Below are 17,674 nucleotides of genomic sequence, written 5' to 3'. Positions count from 1 at the left end.
GCAGCCCCGGCCACCGCCGGCTCCTCCACCGGCTCCTCCACCGGAGCCTGCTCCAGGATCAGATGGGCGTTCGTACCGCTGACACCGAAGGCGGAGACACCGGCGCGACGCGGGGCACCCTCCTCGCCCCACTCCCGCGCCTCGGTCAACAACTCCACCCGGCCCGCCGACCAGTCGACGGCCCGGCTCGGGGTATCGACATGCAGCGTCTTCGGCAGCATGCCGTTGCGCATGGCCAGCACCATCTTGATGACGCCGCCGACGCCGGCCGCCGCCGCCGAGTGGCCGATGTTGGACTTCAGCGAACCCAGCCACAGCGGCCGGTCGCGGTGGCGGCCGTAGGTGGCCAGCAGGGCCTGCGCCTCGATCGGGTCGCCCAGCTTGGTGCCGGTGCCGTGCGCCTCGACCGCGTCGATGTCGCCCGGGGAGAGCTGCGCGTCGGCGAGCGCCTCCTTGATGACGCGCTGCTGCGACGGACCGTTGGGCGCGGTCAGCCCGTTGGAGGCACCGTCCTGGTTGACGGCGCTGCCGCGGATCACCGCGAGGATCCGGTGGCCGTTGCGCTGCGCGTCGGAGAGGCGCTCGAGGACCAGGACGCCGACGCCCTCGGACCAGCCGGTGCCGTCGGCGGCGTCGGCGAACGCCTTGCAGCGGCCGTCGGGGGCGAGACCGCGCTGCCGGCTGAAGGCGATGTACGCGTCCAGGGTGGCCATCACGGTGACGCCGCCGGCCAGCGCCATGGTGGTCTCGCCGGTGCGCAGTGCCTGGACGGCCAGGTGGATGGCGACCAGCGAGGAGGAGCAGGCGGTGTTGATGCTGACCGCCGGGCCTTCGAGGCCGAGGACGTAGGAGACGCGGCCGGACACCACGCTGTCGGCGGTGCCGGTGTCCAGCAGTCCCTGGAGTTCGGGGACGTCCTTGGAGCGGTCGCCGTAGCCGTTGCCGATGGCGCCGATGTACACGCCCGTCTTGGTGCCGCGCAGCGTGTGCGGGTCGAGTCCGGCGCGTTCGACGGCGGTCCAGGCGGTCTCCAGGAGCAGCCGCTGCTGCGGGTCCATGGAGAGGGCCTCGCGCGGCGAGATGCCGAAGAAGCCCGCGTCGAACAGGCCCGCGTCGTGCAGGAAGCCGCCGTTGCGGGTGTAGGACGTGCCGGTCCGCTCCGGGTCGGGGTCGTAGCGGCCCTCCAGGTCCCACCCCCGGTTGACGGGCCACTCGGTGATCGCGTCGGTGCCTTCGGCGACCAGGTTCCACAGGTCCTCGGGGGACTCGACGCCGCCCGGGAACCGGCAGGCCATGCCCACGATGGCGATCGGCTCGTGCTGGGCCTGGCGGAGCGCGCGCAGCGCCTCCTTGGTCTGACCGAGCTCCGCCGTGGCACGCCTGAGGTAGTCCAGCAGCTTCTTGTCGTCTGTCATGGTGTTACCGGGCTCCTCAGGCGCTGCCGAAGTTGTTGTCGAGTAGGTCGAACAGTTCGTCGGCGCTGGCCGAACTGAGTTCACCGGCCTCGGCCGGTGCGCTGCGTTCGTCCCAGCGGCGCAGCAGGGTGTGCAGTCGGGTGCTGATCTCGTCCACGACCGGCAGTCGTCCCAGGGCTCGCTCCAGACGGTCGAGTTCGGCCAGCACCGGGGCTACGGGGTCGGGCCCGGCGAGCAGTTCGCCGTGCAGGTGGTCCGCGAGGGCGGCCGGCGTCGGGTGGTCGAACACCACCGTCGGGGAGACGGCCAGCCCGGTGGCCGCGCAGAGCCGGTTGCGGAACTGGACGGCGAGCAGCGAGTCGAAGCCCAGGTCGGCGAAGGGCGCTTCGGGCCGGAGGGCGCCGGGCGTGTCGTGGCCGAGGGCGGCCGATGCCTGCTCGGTGACCAGGTCGAGCAGGGCCCGGCGCTGGTCGGCCTCCGGCAGTGCGGACAGCCGCTGGGCGAGGTCGTCACCGTGCTCCTCCGGTGCGGCCTCGGGCAGTTCCGAGATCAGGTTGAGCTGGCGCGGGGTGGAGACCGCCGAGACGATCAGATCCCAGTCGACGTCGGCCACGATGAGCGCGGGCTCGCCGCGTTCGACGGCCCGCCGGACCGCCGCCATCACCGTGTCGGCGGATACCGATCTCTCGGCGGGTGCCTGCGGCTCCCAGCCGCCGACGGCGACGGAGACGGCGCGGACGCCACGGTCGCGCAGCCGGGCGGTGAGCGCGGCCAGGCCCGCGTACCGGGCGGTGCCGGCGGCCTGCCGTGCCGCGCCCCAGACGCCACTGAGCGGGTGGAGCAGGACGAAGGTGTCCATGGTGCCGTCGGGTTCGGCCGGTACGGACAGCACGGCCTCGGTGACCGGGCCGCCGGGCGGCTCGGCGGGCGCGACCTGGATCACGGTGCGCTCGCCGGGCTCGGGCCGTGCGGCGGGGTCGGCGCTGACGCGGACGCCCTCGGCGCCGTGCCGCTCCAGCCAGCCGGCGATCCCGGCGGCCAGGGGCTCGTCGGCGCCGCGGACCAGGACGCGGCCGGGTGCCCAGCGTTCGGCGGGCGGCGCGGCCTGCGGGGCGCGGACCAGACGCCGGGCGTACACGCCGTCGGCGCGGACCTTCACCTGGCTCTCGGTGCCGCCCAGGACGGTGCGCAGGCGGCGTACGACCGTGTCGTCGGGGGCGGCGGGCAGGTCGACCAGGCCGCCCCAGCGCTCCGGCTGCTCCAGGCCGACGACCTGGCCGAGGCCCCACAGCGTGGCCTGCTCGGGGTCCTGCTCGGCCTCGGTGGTGATGCACCACAGGGGGGCCCGGACGCCGGCCGCGTCCAGGGCGCGCACCAGGGCCGGGGTGTCGGCGGGCGCCAGCAGGGAGAGCACGCCGGCGACGGGGCCGGTGACGTTCTTGAGGCCGGCGTCGGTGGTGACGGGCCCGGGCAGGGCGGCGACGAGCGGGTGACCGCCGTCGGGCACGACGACCGCCCAGTCGTCCAGCGCTGCCGACGCGTCCTGGTCGGGCAGCGCGTGCCACTCGGTGCGGTACAGCACGTCGGGAGCCTGCTGCGGGGGGCCCGCCGCGGACCTGCCGGGTGTGGGCAGCCAGTAGTGCTCGCGCTGGAAGGGATAGGTCGGCAGCTCGGCCCGCCGGCCGGGGCCGGTCAGGGCAGTCCGGTCGACGTCGGCGCCGGCGACCCACGCCTCGGCGAGGGCGGCGTGCATGCGCTCCCGGCCGCCCTGGCCGCGCCGGAGGGTACCGACGGTGGAGACCGGGAGCCCGGCGTCCGCGGCGGTGCCCTCGATGCCGGCGACCAGCACCGGGTGCGGGCCGGCCTCGACGAACAGGGTGTGTCCGGTGCGCAGCAGCCGTTCGGTGGCCGCGTGGAGGGCGACCGGTTCGCGCAGGTTCCGGTACCAGTACTCGGCGTTCATCGCGGTGCCGTCGACGAAGTCCGCGGTGACGGTGGACAGCAGGGGGACCTCGCCCGGGGCGGGCCGGACACCGGCCAGTTCGGCGAGGAGTTCCTCCCGCACCTCCTCCACGTGGGCGGAGTGCGAGGCGTAGTCGACGGGGAGGCGCCTGGCCCTTACGCCGCGGGCCTCGCAGTCGGCGACGAGGGCGTCGAGCGCCTCGGGGTCGCCGGCGACGACGGTCGATGCGGGGCCGTTGACTGCGGCGATTGCGATGCGCCCGGCGTGGCCGTCCAGGAGGCCGTGGACGGTGGGTTCGTCCGCGGCCACGGAGACCATGCCGCCCTTGCCCGCCAGGGAACGGCGGATGGCCCGGCTGCGCAGCGCCACGATCTTCGCGCCGTCCTCCAGGCTCAGCACTCCGGCCACCACGGCCGCGGCGATCTCGCCCTGCGAGTGACCCACGACGGCGTCCGGGTGGACGCCGTAGGAGTGCCAGAGCGCGGCGAGCGAGACCATGACGGTGAAGAGGGCGGGCTGGACGACGTCGACCCGGGCCAGGGCCGTCTCGTCCGCGAGGACCTCGCGCAGGGACCAGTCCACGTATGGGGCGAGAGCCTCGGCGCACGCATCCAGACGAGCAGCGAACTCCGGCTCGGCGTCGGCGAGTTCCAGCGCCATGCCGGTCCACTGCGTGCCCTGGCCGGGGAAGACGAACACCGTGCGGCCGGAGCCGGCCTCGCCCGCGACGGCGTTCGGCGCGGTGTCGGGCGCGGCGAGGGCGGACAGCAGGGCGTCGCGGTCGGACCCCAGGACGGCCAGGCGCCGCTCGAAGCGGGTCCGGTCGGCCAGCGTGCGGGCCACGTCGGCGGCGGGCACGTCGGTGTCGCGCAGCAGCCGGTGCAGTCGTGCGGCCTGTTCGCGCAGGGCTCCGGCGGTACGGGCGGACAGCAGCAGGGGTGCCGTGCGGTCCGGGGAGGCGGGCGCGGGCGTCTCGTCCTGCTCCGGCTGTTCCAGTACGACGTGGGCGTTGGTGCCGCTCATACCGAACGCCGACACACCGGCCCGGCGTGGTCCCGTCCAGGGGCGGGCCTCGGTGAGCAGCCGGACGTTGCCGGCGCTCCAGTCGACCTTGGTGCTGGGCCGCTCGGCGTGCAGGGTCCTGGGCAGGGTGCCGTGCCGCATTGCCATCACCGTCTTGATGATCGCGGCGACGCCCGCGGCGGCCTGGGTGTGGCCGATGTTGGACTTGACCGAGCCCAGCCACAGCGGTTCCTCGCGGTCCTGGCCGTAGGTGGCCAGCAGCGCCTGCGCCTCGATCGGGTCGCCGAGGGTGGTGCCCGTGCCGTGCGCCTCGACCAGTTGCACGTCCGCCGGTTCGAGCCGGGCGTCGGCCAGCGCCCGGCGGACGACCCGCTGCTGGGCGAGGCCGTTGGGCGCGGTCAGGCCGTTGGACGAGCCGTCCTGGTTGACGGCCGAGCCGCGGACCACGGCGAGCACCGGGTGGCCGTTGCGGCGGGCGTCCGACAGTCGCTCGACGACGAGCACACCGACGCCCTCCGACCAGCCGGTGCCGTCGGCCTCCTCCGCGAACGACCGGCACCGGCCGTCGGCAGACAGTCCGCGCTGCCGGCTGAACTCCACGAAGACGTCGGGGGACGCCATCACGGCGGCGCCGCCGACCAGGGCGTACGCGCACTCGCCCGAGCGCAGGGACTGGCCGGCCAGGTGCAGCGCCACGAGGGAGGACGAGCAGGCCGTCTCCACGGTGACCGCGGGGCCCTCGGTGCCGAGCGTGTAGGCGATGCGGCCGGAGGCCACGCTGGTGACGGTGCCGCTGAGCAGGTGGCCCTCGACGCCCTCGGTGGATCCGCTGCCGTAGCCCTGCGTGGCGGCGCCGACGAAGACGCCGCCCTGGGTGCCGCGCAGCGACGTCGGGTCGATGCCCGCCCGCTCCAGCGCCTCCCAGGAGGTCTCCAGGAGCAGCCGCTGCTGCGGGTCCATGGCCAGCGCCTCGCGCGGGGAGATGCCGAAGAAGTCGGCGTCGAAGCCGCCGGCGTCGTGGAGGAAGCCGCCGCCGCGGGCGTAGAAGGTGCCCTCGTGGTCGGGGTCGGGGTGGTAGAGCCGCTCCAGGTCCCAGCCCCGCTCCGCCGGCAGGTCGCCGATGGCGTCCTCGCCGTCGGCGACCAGCTTCCACAGGTCCTCCGGCGAGGACACGCCGCCGGGGAACCGGCAGGCCATGGAGACGATCGCCAGCGGTTCGTCGGCCGCCGCCCGCGGGGCGTCGGCGCCGGCCGTACGCTCCTTCGCGCCGGGTGCGGTGGCGTCGAGTCCGGTGTACAGCCGGCCGGCCAGGTCCGCGACGGTGGGGTGGTCGAAGACCTCGGTGACGGGCAGCCGCACCCCGGTGGCCTCGACCAGCCGGTTGCGCAGTTCCACGGCGGTCAGGGAGTCGAAGCCGAGGTCGCGGAAGACCCGGTCGACGGCGACGCCGTCGGCGCAGTCATGGCCGAGGACGGCCGCGACGTGGTCGCGGACCAGGTCGCGTACCGCCTCCTCGCGGCGCGCGGCCGGCAGTCCCGCGAGGTGAGCGGCGAACGCGGACGCCGGGGGCTCCGGGGCCTCCGCGCGGCCCGCCAGGACCGCCCGCACCTCCGGCAGGTCCTCGACCAGAGGGCGCGGGCGTGCCGCGGTGTAGGCGGGGGCGAACTCCTCCCAGCGGACGTCGGCGACGGCGACGGTGGCGTCCGGTCCCACGGCCAGGGTGCGCAGGGTGGAGACGGCCGCGGCGGGTGCCAGGGCGGCGAGGCCGCGGCGGCGCAGCCGGTTCAGCGCCTCGTCGTCGGCCATGCCGCCGCCGGCCCAGGGGCCCCAGGCGACGGAGACGGCGGTGAGCCCGCGGGCCCGGCGCCGGGCGGCCAGCGCGTCCAGGTGGGCGTTGGCGGCGGCGTAGGCGCCCTGCCCTCCGCTGCCCCAGACGCCGGCGATGGAGGAGAACAACACGAACGCGTCCAGCGGGGTGTCCCCGAGCAGTTCGTCCAGGTGGCGGGCGCCCAGCACCTTGGCCGCCGCGATCTCGCCGAGCGCGGCCACGCTGTCGTCCTCGACGGACCCGAGGCCGAGTGCCCCCGCGGTGTGCACGACGGCGGCGGGTGGGTGTGCCGCCAGCAGGGCGGCGACCGCCTCGCGATCCGTCATGTCGCACGCCTCGACGGTGACGCGCGCCCCGAGGGCGGTCAGTTCGTCGCGGAGGGCGTCGGCGCCGGGCGCGGCCGGGCCGCGGCGGCTGGCGAGCACCAGGTGCTCGGCACCGTTCTGGGCCAGGTGCAGCGCCACGTGGCGGCCGAGGGCGCCGGTGCCGCCGGTGACCAGGATCGTGCCGCGCGGCTGCCAGAGCGGGCCGGCCTCCGGTGCGGGGGCGTGCTCCAGGCGGCGGGCGTGGACGCCTTCGGCGCGGACGGCGATCTGGTCCTCGTCGCCGCCGCCGGTGACGACGGCGCCCAGCCGGGTCAGGGCGGTCGCGTCGACGTCGGCGGGTAGGTCGACCAGGCCGCCCCACAGCCCGGGCTGTTCGAGGCCGAAGACCTGGCCGAGACCCCAGGTCCGCGCCTGCTCAGGCCGTGCGGTGTCCCGGTCCTGGTCCACGGTGACCGCGCTTCGCGTCACCAGCCACAGCGGGGCGTCGAGGGCGGCGTCGGTCAGTGCCTGGGCGGCGGTCAGGGTGCCGGCCAGGCCGGCCGGTACCGCCGGGTGGCCGGGGTGCGGCCGCTCGTCGAGCGCGAGCAGCGACAGCACGCCGGAGACCTGGCCCGGTCCGGCCGCGTCCCGCAGCCGCCGGGCGAGCGCGTCCCGTCCGGTGCCGGCGGAGACGGGGACGACGGGCGTGCCGAGTTCCCGGAGCCAGGCGCGGCAGGCGGCGAGCGCGGTGTCGCCGTCCTCGGCGTCGGGGACCAGGGCGAGCCAGGTGTGGTCCGGTGCGCCCGGGGCGGCGGGCTCGGCCGGCTCCGTCCAGCCGACGCGGTAGCGCCACCGGTCGGCGGCCCGTCCGGCGGCGCCGGACGCGGCCGGTACGTGCGGCCAGAACCGCTGGTGCTGGAAGGGGTAGGTCGGCAGTGCGCGCCGGACGGCTCCCGCGTGGGCGAAGAACGCCTCCCAGTCCGGTCCGGTGCCGGCGGTGTGCAGGCGGGCCACGGCTGCCAGCAGGGTCTGCTCCTCGGGCCGGCCGTCGCGCAGCAGGGACACCGCCGGCGGGCTCTCCTCGGGCAGGCAGTCGGGGACCATGCCGCTGAGCACACCGTCGGGACCGAGTTCCACGAACGTGGTGGTGCCGCCGGCCCGCAGGGTGCGTACGGCGTCGGCGAACCGGACGGTGGCCCGGGCCTGCCGAGTCCAGTAGGCGGGCGAGCACGCCTCCTCGGGAGTGAGTTCGGCGCCCGTCACGGTGGAGACGACGGGGATGCACGGCGCCGCGTAGGAGAGGCCCGCTGCGATCCGCTCGTACTCGGCGAGCATGCCGTCCAGGTGCGCGGAGTGGAAGGCGTGCGAGGTGCGCAGCAGCTTGGTCCTGCAGCCCTGCTCACGCCAGTGCCGTGCGAGGCCGGCGATCGCGTCGGCGTCGCCGGAGAGCACCACGGACCCCGGGGCGTTGACGGCCGCCACGGCGACCCGGTCCCCGTACGCGGCGAGCGGGCCGGCCGCCTCCTCGGCGGACGCCTGGACGGCGAGCATCGCGCCGTCGGAGCGCTGGGCCTGCATCAGCCGTCCGCGCGCGGTCACCAGGACGGCGGCGTCGGCGAGCGCGAGGACGCCGGCGGCGTGCGCGGCGGCCAGTTCACCGACGGAGTGGCCGGCGAGCCGCTGCGGGTGCACACCCCACTCCCGCAGCGTGCGGAAGAGAGCGACCTCGACGGCGAACAGCGCGGGCTGGGCGTACTCGGTGCGCTCCAGGGCCGCGGCGTCCTCGTCGACGACCTGGCGCAGCGGCCGGTCCAAGTGCCGGTCCAGCTCCGCGCAGACCTCGTCGTAGGCGGCGGCGAAGACGGGGACACGCGCGTACAGTTCGGCGCCCATGCCGGGGCGCTGGCTGCCCTGCCCGGTGAAGAGGAAGGCCACCGACCGAGCGGCGTCCTCGCGGGCGGTGCCCTCGAAGACCCCGGCCGAGGGGCGGCCGTCGGCGAGCGCGCCGAGCGCGCGCACCAGGGCGTCGCGGTCCTCGGCCAGCACGACGGCCCGGTCGGGCAGCGCGGCGCGGGTGGTGGCCAGCGAGTACGCGATGTCCGTCAGCGCGTCGTCGCCCACGGCCTCGCTCTCGAGAAACGCCAGCAGGCTCGTGGCCTGGGCACGCAGGGCGGGGCGGCCCTTGGCGGCGAGCGGGAAGAGCCGGGCGCCGGTGGCGGGGCGGTCGGCGGACCGTCCCCGGGTGTTCCCGGCGTCCTGCGGCTCGGGCTCCTGGAAGAGGGCATGCGCGTTGGTGCCGCTGATACCGAACGCGGACACGCCGAACCGGCGCGGCGTCCCGGTCCTGGGCTGCCAGGGCCGGGCCTCGGCCAGCGGCCGTACGGCTCCCGCGGTCCAGTCCACGACGTCGGAGGGGGTGTCCAGATGCAGGGACCGGGGGAGGACGCCGTACCGCATCGCCGTGATCATCTTGATGACGCCGGCGACGCCCGCGGCGGCCTGGGTGTGCCCGATGTTGGACTTCACCGAGCCCAGCCACAACGGCCGGTCCGCGTCGCGGTCCCGTCCGTAGGTCGCGATCAGTGCCTGCGCCTCGATCGGGTCGCCGAGGCGGGTGCCGGTGCCGTGGCCCTCGACCGCGTCCACCTCGTCGGCGCGCAGGCCGGCGTCGGCCAGGGCGGCCGTGATGACCCGCTGCTGCGACGGCCCGTTCGGGGCGGCCAGGCCGTTGCTGGCGCCGTCCTGGTTGACCGCGCTGCCGCGCACGAGGGCGAGCACCTGGTGTCCGTTGCGCCGGGCGTCCGACAACCGCTCCAGCAGCAGCAGTCCGGCGCCCTCGCCCCAGGCAGTGCCGTCCGCGGAGGCGGCGTACGCCTTGGCGCGCCCGTCGGGGGCGATGCCGCGCTGCCGGCTGAACGACAGGAACAGGCCGGGCGTGGACATCACGGTGACGCCGCCGGCCATGGCCAGGTCGCACTCGCCCCGGCGCAGCGACTGACAGGCCAGGTGGAGGGCGACCAGCGCGGAGGAGCAGGCGGTGTCGACCGTGACGGCGGGCCCCTCCAGGCCGAGGGCGTAGGAGATGCGGCCGGAGACGACGCTGGCCGCGGCGCCGGTGCTGCCGTAGCCCTCGCTGTCGGCGTGGTCCGCGGGCGCGGCGGCGAGCAGCGCCGGGTAGTCCTGCCCGTTGGTGCCCGCGAAGACGGCCGTACGGCTGCCGCGCAGCGTGGTCGGGTCGAGGCCGGCGCGCTCCAGCAGCTCCCAGGACGTCTCCAGGAGCACGCGCTGCTGCGGGTCCATGGCGAGCGCCTCGCGCGGGGAGATGCCGAAGAAGTCGGCGTCGAAGCCGGCGGCGTCGTCGAGGAAGGCGCCCTCACGCACGTAGGTGGTGCCCGGATGCGCCGGGTCGGGGTGGTACAGCCCGTCCAGGTCCCAGCCGCGGTCGGCGGGGAAGGCGCCGACCGTGTCGGTGCCCTCGCCGACGATCCGCCAGAGGTCTTCCGGGGTGCGTACGCCGCCGGGGAAGCGGCAGCTCATCGCGACGACGGCGATCGGGTCGTCGTCGGCCCCGGCCGGCGCGGGCGCACGGTCCGGCCCGGGGGCGGCGTCCGTGGGGCCGGCCAGTCCGGCGCGCAGGTGGCGCACCAGGGCGGCCGGTGTCGGGTGGTCGTACACCAGGGTCGCGGGCAGGTGCAGTCCGGTCGCGGCGCCCAGCCGGTTGCGGATCTCCACGCCGGTCAGCGAGTCGAAGCCGAGCTCTTTGAACGTGCGCTCCACCGGGATCGCCTCGGCGCCGGCGTGGCCGAGCACGGTGGCGACGTGAGAGCGCACCAGGTCGAGCAGGATGCGGCCGCGCTCCTCCTCGCCGGCCTCGGCGAGCCGCCGGGCAAGCGCGTTCCCGGCCGTGCCGGACTCCTCGGCGGTGGCCGCGGCCGCGCGGATGCGCCGTACCTCGGGCACGTCGTGCAGCAGCGGCCGGACACGGGAGGCGGTGAACGCCAGGAAGAACCGGTCCCAGTCGATGTCCGCCACGGTGAGGCAGGTCTCGTCGTCCGCGACGGCCCGCTCCATCGCGGTCAGGGCGTCCTCGGGGTTCATGGCGAGCAGGCCGTGCCGGGCCAACAGGTTGCCGACGCCGGTCCGGCCGGCCATGCCCGAGCCCGCCCAGGGGCCGAAGGCGACGGAGGTCGCCACGAGCCCTTCGGCACGGCGCTCCTCGGCGAGGGCGTCCATGAACGCGTTGCCCGGGGCGTAGTTGCCCTGGCCGGGTACGCCGAAGGTGGCGGCCACGGAGGAGAACAGCACGAACGCGTCCAGGTCCAGCGTCCGGGTCAGCTCGTGCAGATGCCGGGCGCCGGCCAGCTTCGGGCGCAGCACCCGGTCGATCCGCTCCGGGCGCAGCGCCGCCACCATGTCGTCGTCCAGGACGGCGGCGGTGTGTACGACGGCGGTGAGGGGGTGTTCCTGCGGGACCGCCGCGAGCAGCGCCGCCAGGGCGTCGCGGTCGGCCACGTCGCAGGCGGCGATCGTGACGCGGGAGCCACGCTCCTCCAGCTCCCGGCGGAGCGCGTCCGCGCCGGGTGCCTGCCGCCCGCCGCGGCCGACGAGGAGCAAGTGGTCGGCGCCGCGGTCGGCGAGCCGGCGGGCGACGTGCGCGCCCAGGGCACCGGTACCGCCGGTGACGAGCGTGGTGCCGCGGGGCTCCCAGGTCCGGGCCCGGGGGCGAGCACTTTGGGTCGCCCGTGTCAGACGGCGCACGAACACGCCCGCCGCGCGCACGGCTGTCTGGTCCTCGGTCCCCTGGGCGGGCTCCGCCGAGCCGTCCGCGGGCAGGCCCGCAAGAACGGCGGCCAGCCGGGTGCGCGTGTCCTCGTCCAGGCCGGCCGGGAGGTCGACGAGACCGCCCCAGCGGTCGGTGTGTTCCAGGCCGACGACCCGGCCCAAACCCCAGACCGGGGACTGCTCGGCGGCGGTGAGCCGGTCGTCGGCGTCCACGGCGACGGCGCCCCGGGTGGCCAGCCACAGCGGCGCGGTGAGGCCGGTGTCGCCGAGTGCCTGGACGAGCGCCACGGTGGACACCAGGCCCGCGGGCGCCGCCGGGTGTCCGGGGCACTGCCGCTCGTCCAGGGCGAGCAGCGAGAGGACGCCCGCGACGGGGCCGCCCCCGGCCGCGTCACGCAGCCGCTCGGCGAGGGCCGCCCGGTCGTCGCCGGCGGCCACGGTCACGGCGGTGACGTCCGCGCCGTACGCGACCGGAACGGCCGACACCCCGGCGGTGTACGCGTCCCCGGCGAGGTGCTCGGGCACCACTGCCAGCCAGTGCCCGGCCAGGGCGTCCGGAGCCGGTGCGCGGTCGGCGTCGGGCCGCGGGGTCCAGGTGACGCGGTAACGCCAGGTGTCGGGTCCGGGTCGCGCGGACGCGGCGGCACGCGAGGTGTCCAGCCAGTACCGCCGGGGCTCGAACGGGTAGGTCGGCAGTTCCGTGCGGCGGGCGCCGCTGCCCTCGTACAGCGCCGTCCAGTCCACCGGCGCCCCGTGCACGTAGGCCTCGGCCAGGGAGGTGAGGAACCGTTCGGGGCCTCCGTCGTCCCGGCGCAGCGTGCACAGCACGGCCGCCGGGTGGTCCGGGGTGCGGTCGACGGACTCGGTGATGCCCTGCATGAGCACCGGGTGCGGGCTGACCTCGATGAAGAGGGCGGAACCCGCGGAGAGCACGTCCGCCACGGCCGGACCGAAGCGGACTGTGCCGCGCAGGTTGCGGTACCAGTACTCGGCGTCGAGGCCGGTGCCGTCCAGCACCTCGCCGGCGACCGTGGAGAGGAACGGCACCGCCGCGCGACGGGGCTCGATACCGTCCAGTGCCCCGACGACCGCCTCGCGGATCTCCTCGACGTGCGCCGAGTGCGAGGCGTAGTCGACCGGGACACGGCGGGCGCGGCAGTCCTCCTCCTCGCACGCGGCGAGGAGGGTGTCCAGCGCCTCCGGGTCGCCGGAGACGACGACAGCCCCGGGACCGTTGACGGCGGCGATGGCCAGCCGGCCGCCCCAGCGGGTGAGACGGCGCGCGGCAGCCTCCTCCGACTCGGCGACGGACACCATGCCGCCGCGCCCGGCGAGGGCGCGCAGTGCCTGACTGCGCAGCGCGACGACGCGCGCACCGTCCTCCAGCGAGAGCGCGCCGGCCACCACGGCCGCGGCGATCTCGCCCTGCGAGTGGCCGACGACCAGGTCGGGCCGCACGCCGTGCGAGCGCCAGAGGGCGGCCAGGGAGACCATGACGGCGAACAGCGCGGGCTGCACGACGTCCACGCGTTGCAGCCGGGGTGCTCCGGGCTCGGCCAGGACCTCGGACAGCGACCAGTCGACGTACGGCGCCAGGGCGCCCTCGCAGGCTCGCATTCGCTCGGCGAAGACCGGTGCGGACCCGGCGAGTTCCAGAGCCATGCCGGCCCACTGCGATCCCTGGCCGGGGAAGACGAAGACGGTCCTGGCGCCGGGCAGCGCGGTGCCGCGTACCACGCCGGGCAGCGGCAGCCCGTCACCGGGCGTGGCCTCGGCGAGCGGGCGCAGCCCGGACGGCCCGGCGAGCAGCACGGCGCGCTCCTCGAACGCGGTCCGCTCGGCCGCCAGCGAGTAGCCCACGTCCACCGGGCGGAGCTGCGGGGCGGCGGCCAGATGCGCCGCCAGCCGGTCGGCCTGCCGGTGCAGGGCGTGGGCGTCGCGGGCGGTCAGGATCCAGGGTAGGGAGGCCGGCGCGGCGTCCGGGGCGTGCTGTGCCGCCTCGGACTCGGTGGGCGGTGTCTCTTCGAGGATGACGTGGGCGTTGGTGCCGCTCACGCCGAAGGACGAGACGCCGGCCCGGCGCGGGCGGGCCGCGGCGGGCCAGGCCGCCTTCTCCGTGAGCAGCCGCACCGCGCCGGCCGACCAGTCCACGCGGGACGACGGCGTACGGACGTGCAGGGTCGGGGGCAGCGTCGCGTGCCGCATCGCCTGCACCGTCTTGATGACTCCGGCGATCCCGGCGGCGGCCTGGGTGTGGCCGATGTTGGACTTCAGGGAGCCCAGCCGGAGGGGCTGCTCGCGGTCCTGGCCGTAGGCGGCGAGCAGCGCCTCGGCCTCGATCGGGTCGCCCAGGACGGTTCCGGTGCCGTGGGCCTCGACGGCGTCCACCTCGGCAGCGGTCAGCCCTGCGTCGGCCAGGGCGTCGCGGATGACGCTCTCCTGGGACGGGCCGTGCGGCGCGGTCAGGCCGTTGGAGGCGCCGTCCTGGTTGACGGCGCTGCCGCGCACCAGCGCAAGCACCGGGTGGCCGTTGCGCCGGGCGTCCGACAGCCGCTCCAGCAGTAGTACGGCGACGCCTTCGCCCCAGCCGGTGCCGGTGGCATCGTCGCTGAAGGCCCGGCAGCGGCCGTCACGGGCGAGGCCGCTCTGCCGGCTGAACTCCATCAGCATGCCCGGGCCCGACATCACCGTGGCTCCGGCGGCCAGGGCGAGGGAGCATTCGCCGCTGCGCAGCGCGCGTGCCGCCATGTGGAGCGCCACCAGCGACGACGAGCAGGCCGTGTCGACGGTCACGGCCGGACCGTGCAGGCCGAGGGTGTAGGAGATGCGGCCCGAGGCGACGCTGCCGGCACCGCCGACCAGGCCGTACCCCTCGGCCTCGGCCGGTAACTCGTGCAGCCGGGGCAGGTAGTCCTGGTTCATGGCGCCGACGAAGACGCCGGTGGCACTGCCGCGCAGCGTGGCAGGGATGATGCCGGCCCGCTCGAACACCTCCCAGCTGGTCTCGAGCAGCAGCCGCTGCTGGGGGTCCATGGCGAGTGCCTCGCGCGGCGAGATGCCGAAGAAGTCCGCGTCGAAGTCGCCCACCCCGTCCAGGAATCCCCCGAAGCCCGTGTGGCAGGTCCCGTCGCCCTCGCCGCCGAGCAGGGTGTCCAGGTCCCACCCGCGGTCCTCGGGCAGTGGTCCGACGGCGTCCGTGCCGGACTCCACAAGGCGCCACAGGTCCTCGGGGGAGCGCACCCCGCCGGGCAGCCGGCAGCTCATGGCGACGATCGCCACGGGCTCGTCCGCCGGTGCGGCGGCCGGTGCGGCGGCCGGTGCGGCGGTGTCCGCACCGTGCAGAGCACGGTGCAGGAAGGACGCGACCTCCTCGACGGTGGGGTGGTTGTAGACCAGGGCCGCGGGCAGTCGCAGGCCCGTCGCCGCGGCCAGTCGGCCGCGCAGTTCCAGCGAGGAGGTGGAGTCGAGGCCGAGGGCCTTGAAGGCCAGGCGGACGTCGACCTCGTCGGCGCTCGGATGTCCCAGGACAGCGGCGGCGTGGGATCTGACCAGGTCGGTCAGTGCGGGCAGACCGGTGTCGGCGAGGGCCGTCACGGCCGGGGCGGGCTCGGCGGCCCGGTCGAACCAGTAGGACTGCCTCTGGAACGGGTAGGTGGGCAGGGCGACGCGGTTGGCGCCGGTGAGCAGAGGGGACCAGTCGACGTCGACGCCCTGGACGAACAGTTCGGCCGCCGAGCGCTTCAGCCGCTCCCATCCTCCGTCGTCCCGGCGCAGTGTCCCGCCCGTGATCACGTCACCGGCGGTCCCGGCCACCGCCGAGGTCAGCACCGGATGGGCACTGACCTCGACGAACACGCCGTATCCGGCGTCCGCCAACGTGCGTACGGCCGCCTCGAACTCGACGGTCCGGCGCAGGTTGCGGTACCAGTACCGGGCGTCGAGCTCCGTGCCGTCCGCCCAGTCCACGTTCACGGTCGAGAACAGCGGGACGCTTGCCGCGCGGGGGGTCACGTCCCGCAGGACCTCCAGTACGTCCTGCTCGATCTCCTCCATCTGCGGGCAGTGGGAGGCGTACTCCACAGGCAGCCGGCGAGCCTGGACATCCAGCTCCTCGGCACGTGCCTCCAGCTCCGTCAGTGCCTCCGGGGCGCCGGCGACGACGACCGACGAGGGACCGTTGACCGTGGCGATCGTGAGCTCGGGCCCGATGAACTCGCGGGCCTCCCCGACCGGCAGCGCCAACGATGTCATACCGCCGCGTCCGGCCAGGGCGCGCAGCGTCCTGGCGCGCAGGGCCACCACGCGCGCGCCGTCCTCCAGGGACAGGGCGCCCGCCACCACGGCGGCCGCGACCTCGCCCTGGGAGTGGCCGAGCACCGCGTCGGGGACGACGCCCAGCGACTGCCACGTCGCGGCGAGCGACACCATCACCGCCCACAGGGCGGGCTGGACGACCTCCGTGCGCCCCAGCGCGTCGGCGTCGCCCAGCACGTCGGCGAGACGCCAGTCGGTGAACGGCTCCAGTGCCTGTGCGCACTCGTCCATGCGGGCGGCGAAGACCGGTGACCCGTCCATGAGTTCACGCGCCATGCCGACCCACTGCGAACCCTGCCCGGGGAAGACGAACACCGTCTTGCCCACGGTCGTCGTGGCGTGTCCGGTGACCACGTCCTCGCCGGGCTCGCCCGTCGCCAGCGCCCGCAGGCCATCGGTGCCCAGGGACACCGCACGGTGGTCGAAGAGAGTCCGGGACGACAGCAGGGAACCGCCCAGATCGACGGGGTCGGTTCCGGGGTGGTCGTCGACCCGGTCGGCGAGCCGCGCGGCCTGTGCGCGCAGCGCGGCCGGGGTACGCCCGGACACCACCAGGGGCACGGCACCGGGAGACGGGGGCCGCTCCGCAGGGGCCGGTGCCGACACGTCCGGAACGTGGGCGGCCACCACCACATGGCAGTTGGCACCGCCCAGGCCGAAGGAGCTGACGCCGGCGACCCGGCGGTCGTCGCGCCACGCACTGTGTCCGGTGGCCACCTGGAGGTTCAGGTCCTCGAGGGGGATGCCGGGCGGCGGCGCGTGGAAGTGGAGGCTGGCCGGGATGCTGCCGTGGCGCACCGCCATGACGGTCTTGAGCAGGCCGACCACACCAGCGGCGCTCTCGAGGTGACCGACGTTGGTCTTGGCCGAGCCGACGAGCAGAGGCGAGCCGGCCGGCCGCGCGGCGCCGATCGAGGCGCCCAGTGCGGCTGCCTCGACAGGGTCGCCGACCTTGGTGCCCGTGCCGTGCAGTTCGACGTAGCCGACGTCGGCGGGCGAGACGCCGGCAGCCTGGTGGGCCAGTGCCACCACCTCGCGCTGTGCCGTGACGTCGGGCACGGTCAGCGCACTGCCGTCGCCGTCGTGGTTCACGGCGCTGCCGAGGAGCACGGCGTGGATGGTGTCGCCGTCGGCGACGGCCTGGTCGAGCGGTTTCAGCAGGACCAGGCCACCGCCCTCGCCGCGTACGTAGCCGTCGGCCCGTGCGTCGAAGGTGTGACAGCGCCCCGTGGGGGAGAGGGCACCGACGCCGGCGGCGACCAGCGCGGTGTCGAGTGCCAGGTTCAGGCTGACGCCGCCGGCCAGCGCGGTGACGGACTCACCGCTGCGCAGACTCTGGCACGCCAGATGCACGGCGACCAGCGACGACGACTGGCCGGTGTCGACGAGCTGACTCGGGCCGCGCAGACCGAGGCTGTGCGAGAGCCGGTTGGCGATGAGGGCTCGCTGAGTGCCGGCCAGCGTGTGATGGGTGATCTCACCGGCCGACTGCCGTCGCAGCGTGGCGTAGTCGTCCCCTCCCGCGCCGATGAACACGCCTGTGCGGGTGCCGGCGAGCGCGGCGGGCAGCAGGCCGGCGTGCTCGACGGCCTCCCAGCTCAGTTCCAGGGCGAGCCGCTGCTGCGGGTCCATCGCGGCGGCTTCGCGGGGCGAGACACCGAAGAAGGCCGCGTCGAACGCGTCCGGGTGCTCGATGAATCCGCCCCATCGCGCGCTGGCGGCGTGCGGGGTCGCGGCGGCGTCGAGTTGGGCGGTCGTCCAACGGTCCGCCGGTGCTTCGGTGATGGCGTGCCGTCCGTCGAGCAACAGCCGCCAGAAAGCGTCAGGATCGGGCGCTCCGGGCAGACGGCACGCATAGCCGACGACCGCGATGGCAGCCTGCGACGGGACCGTCCTGGTCAACACCTGCTCCTCAACGTTCTCCCCATTTCTCACCCCGAGCCCCATACGGGAAACACCGGAGACAGCTTCAGGTCATGTTGTCCCTGCGAAGCACGACGTGTGATGCAGCAGCAATTCCCCTTTATCGCTGCGGTGAGGGCGA

General features: G+C 75.5%; 2 protein-coding genes. Both read right to left on the bottom strand.

From position 1 onward, the window contains the following. Positions 1 to 1,415, bottom strand: a 1,415-nt coding sequence (locus KUM32_RS15190) for a beta-ketoacyl synthase N-terminal-like domain-containing protein (RefSeq protein ID WP_217142407.1), incomplete at its 3' end; no start/stop codon positions are given. Positions 1,416 to 1,431: 16 nt separating this feature from the next. After that, complete coding sequence (locus KUM32_RS15185) at positions 1,432 to 17,532, bottom strand: type I polyketide synthase (RefSeq protein WP_254405592.1); 16,101 nt, start codon at positions 17,530 to 17,532, stop codon at positions 1,432 to 1,434. Between the last annotated feature and the right edge of the window lie 142 nt (positions 17,533 to 17,674).

Source organism: Streptomyces sp. AC627_RSS907, assembly GCF_019049165.1.
The sequence above is the reverse complement of the archived record's forward strand: the minus strand, read 5'-3'. Positions and strand labels throughout refer to the sequence as shown.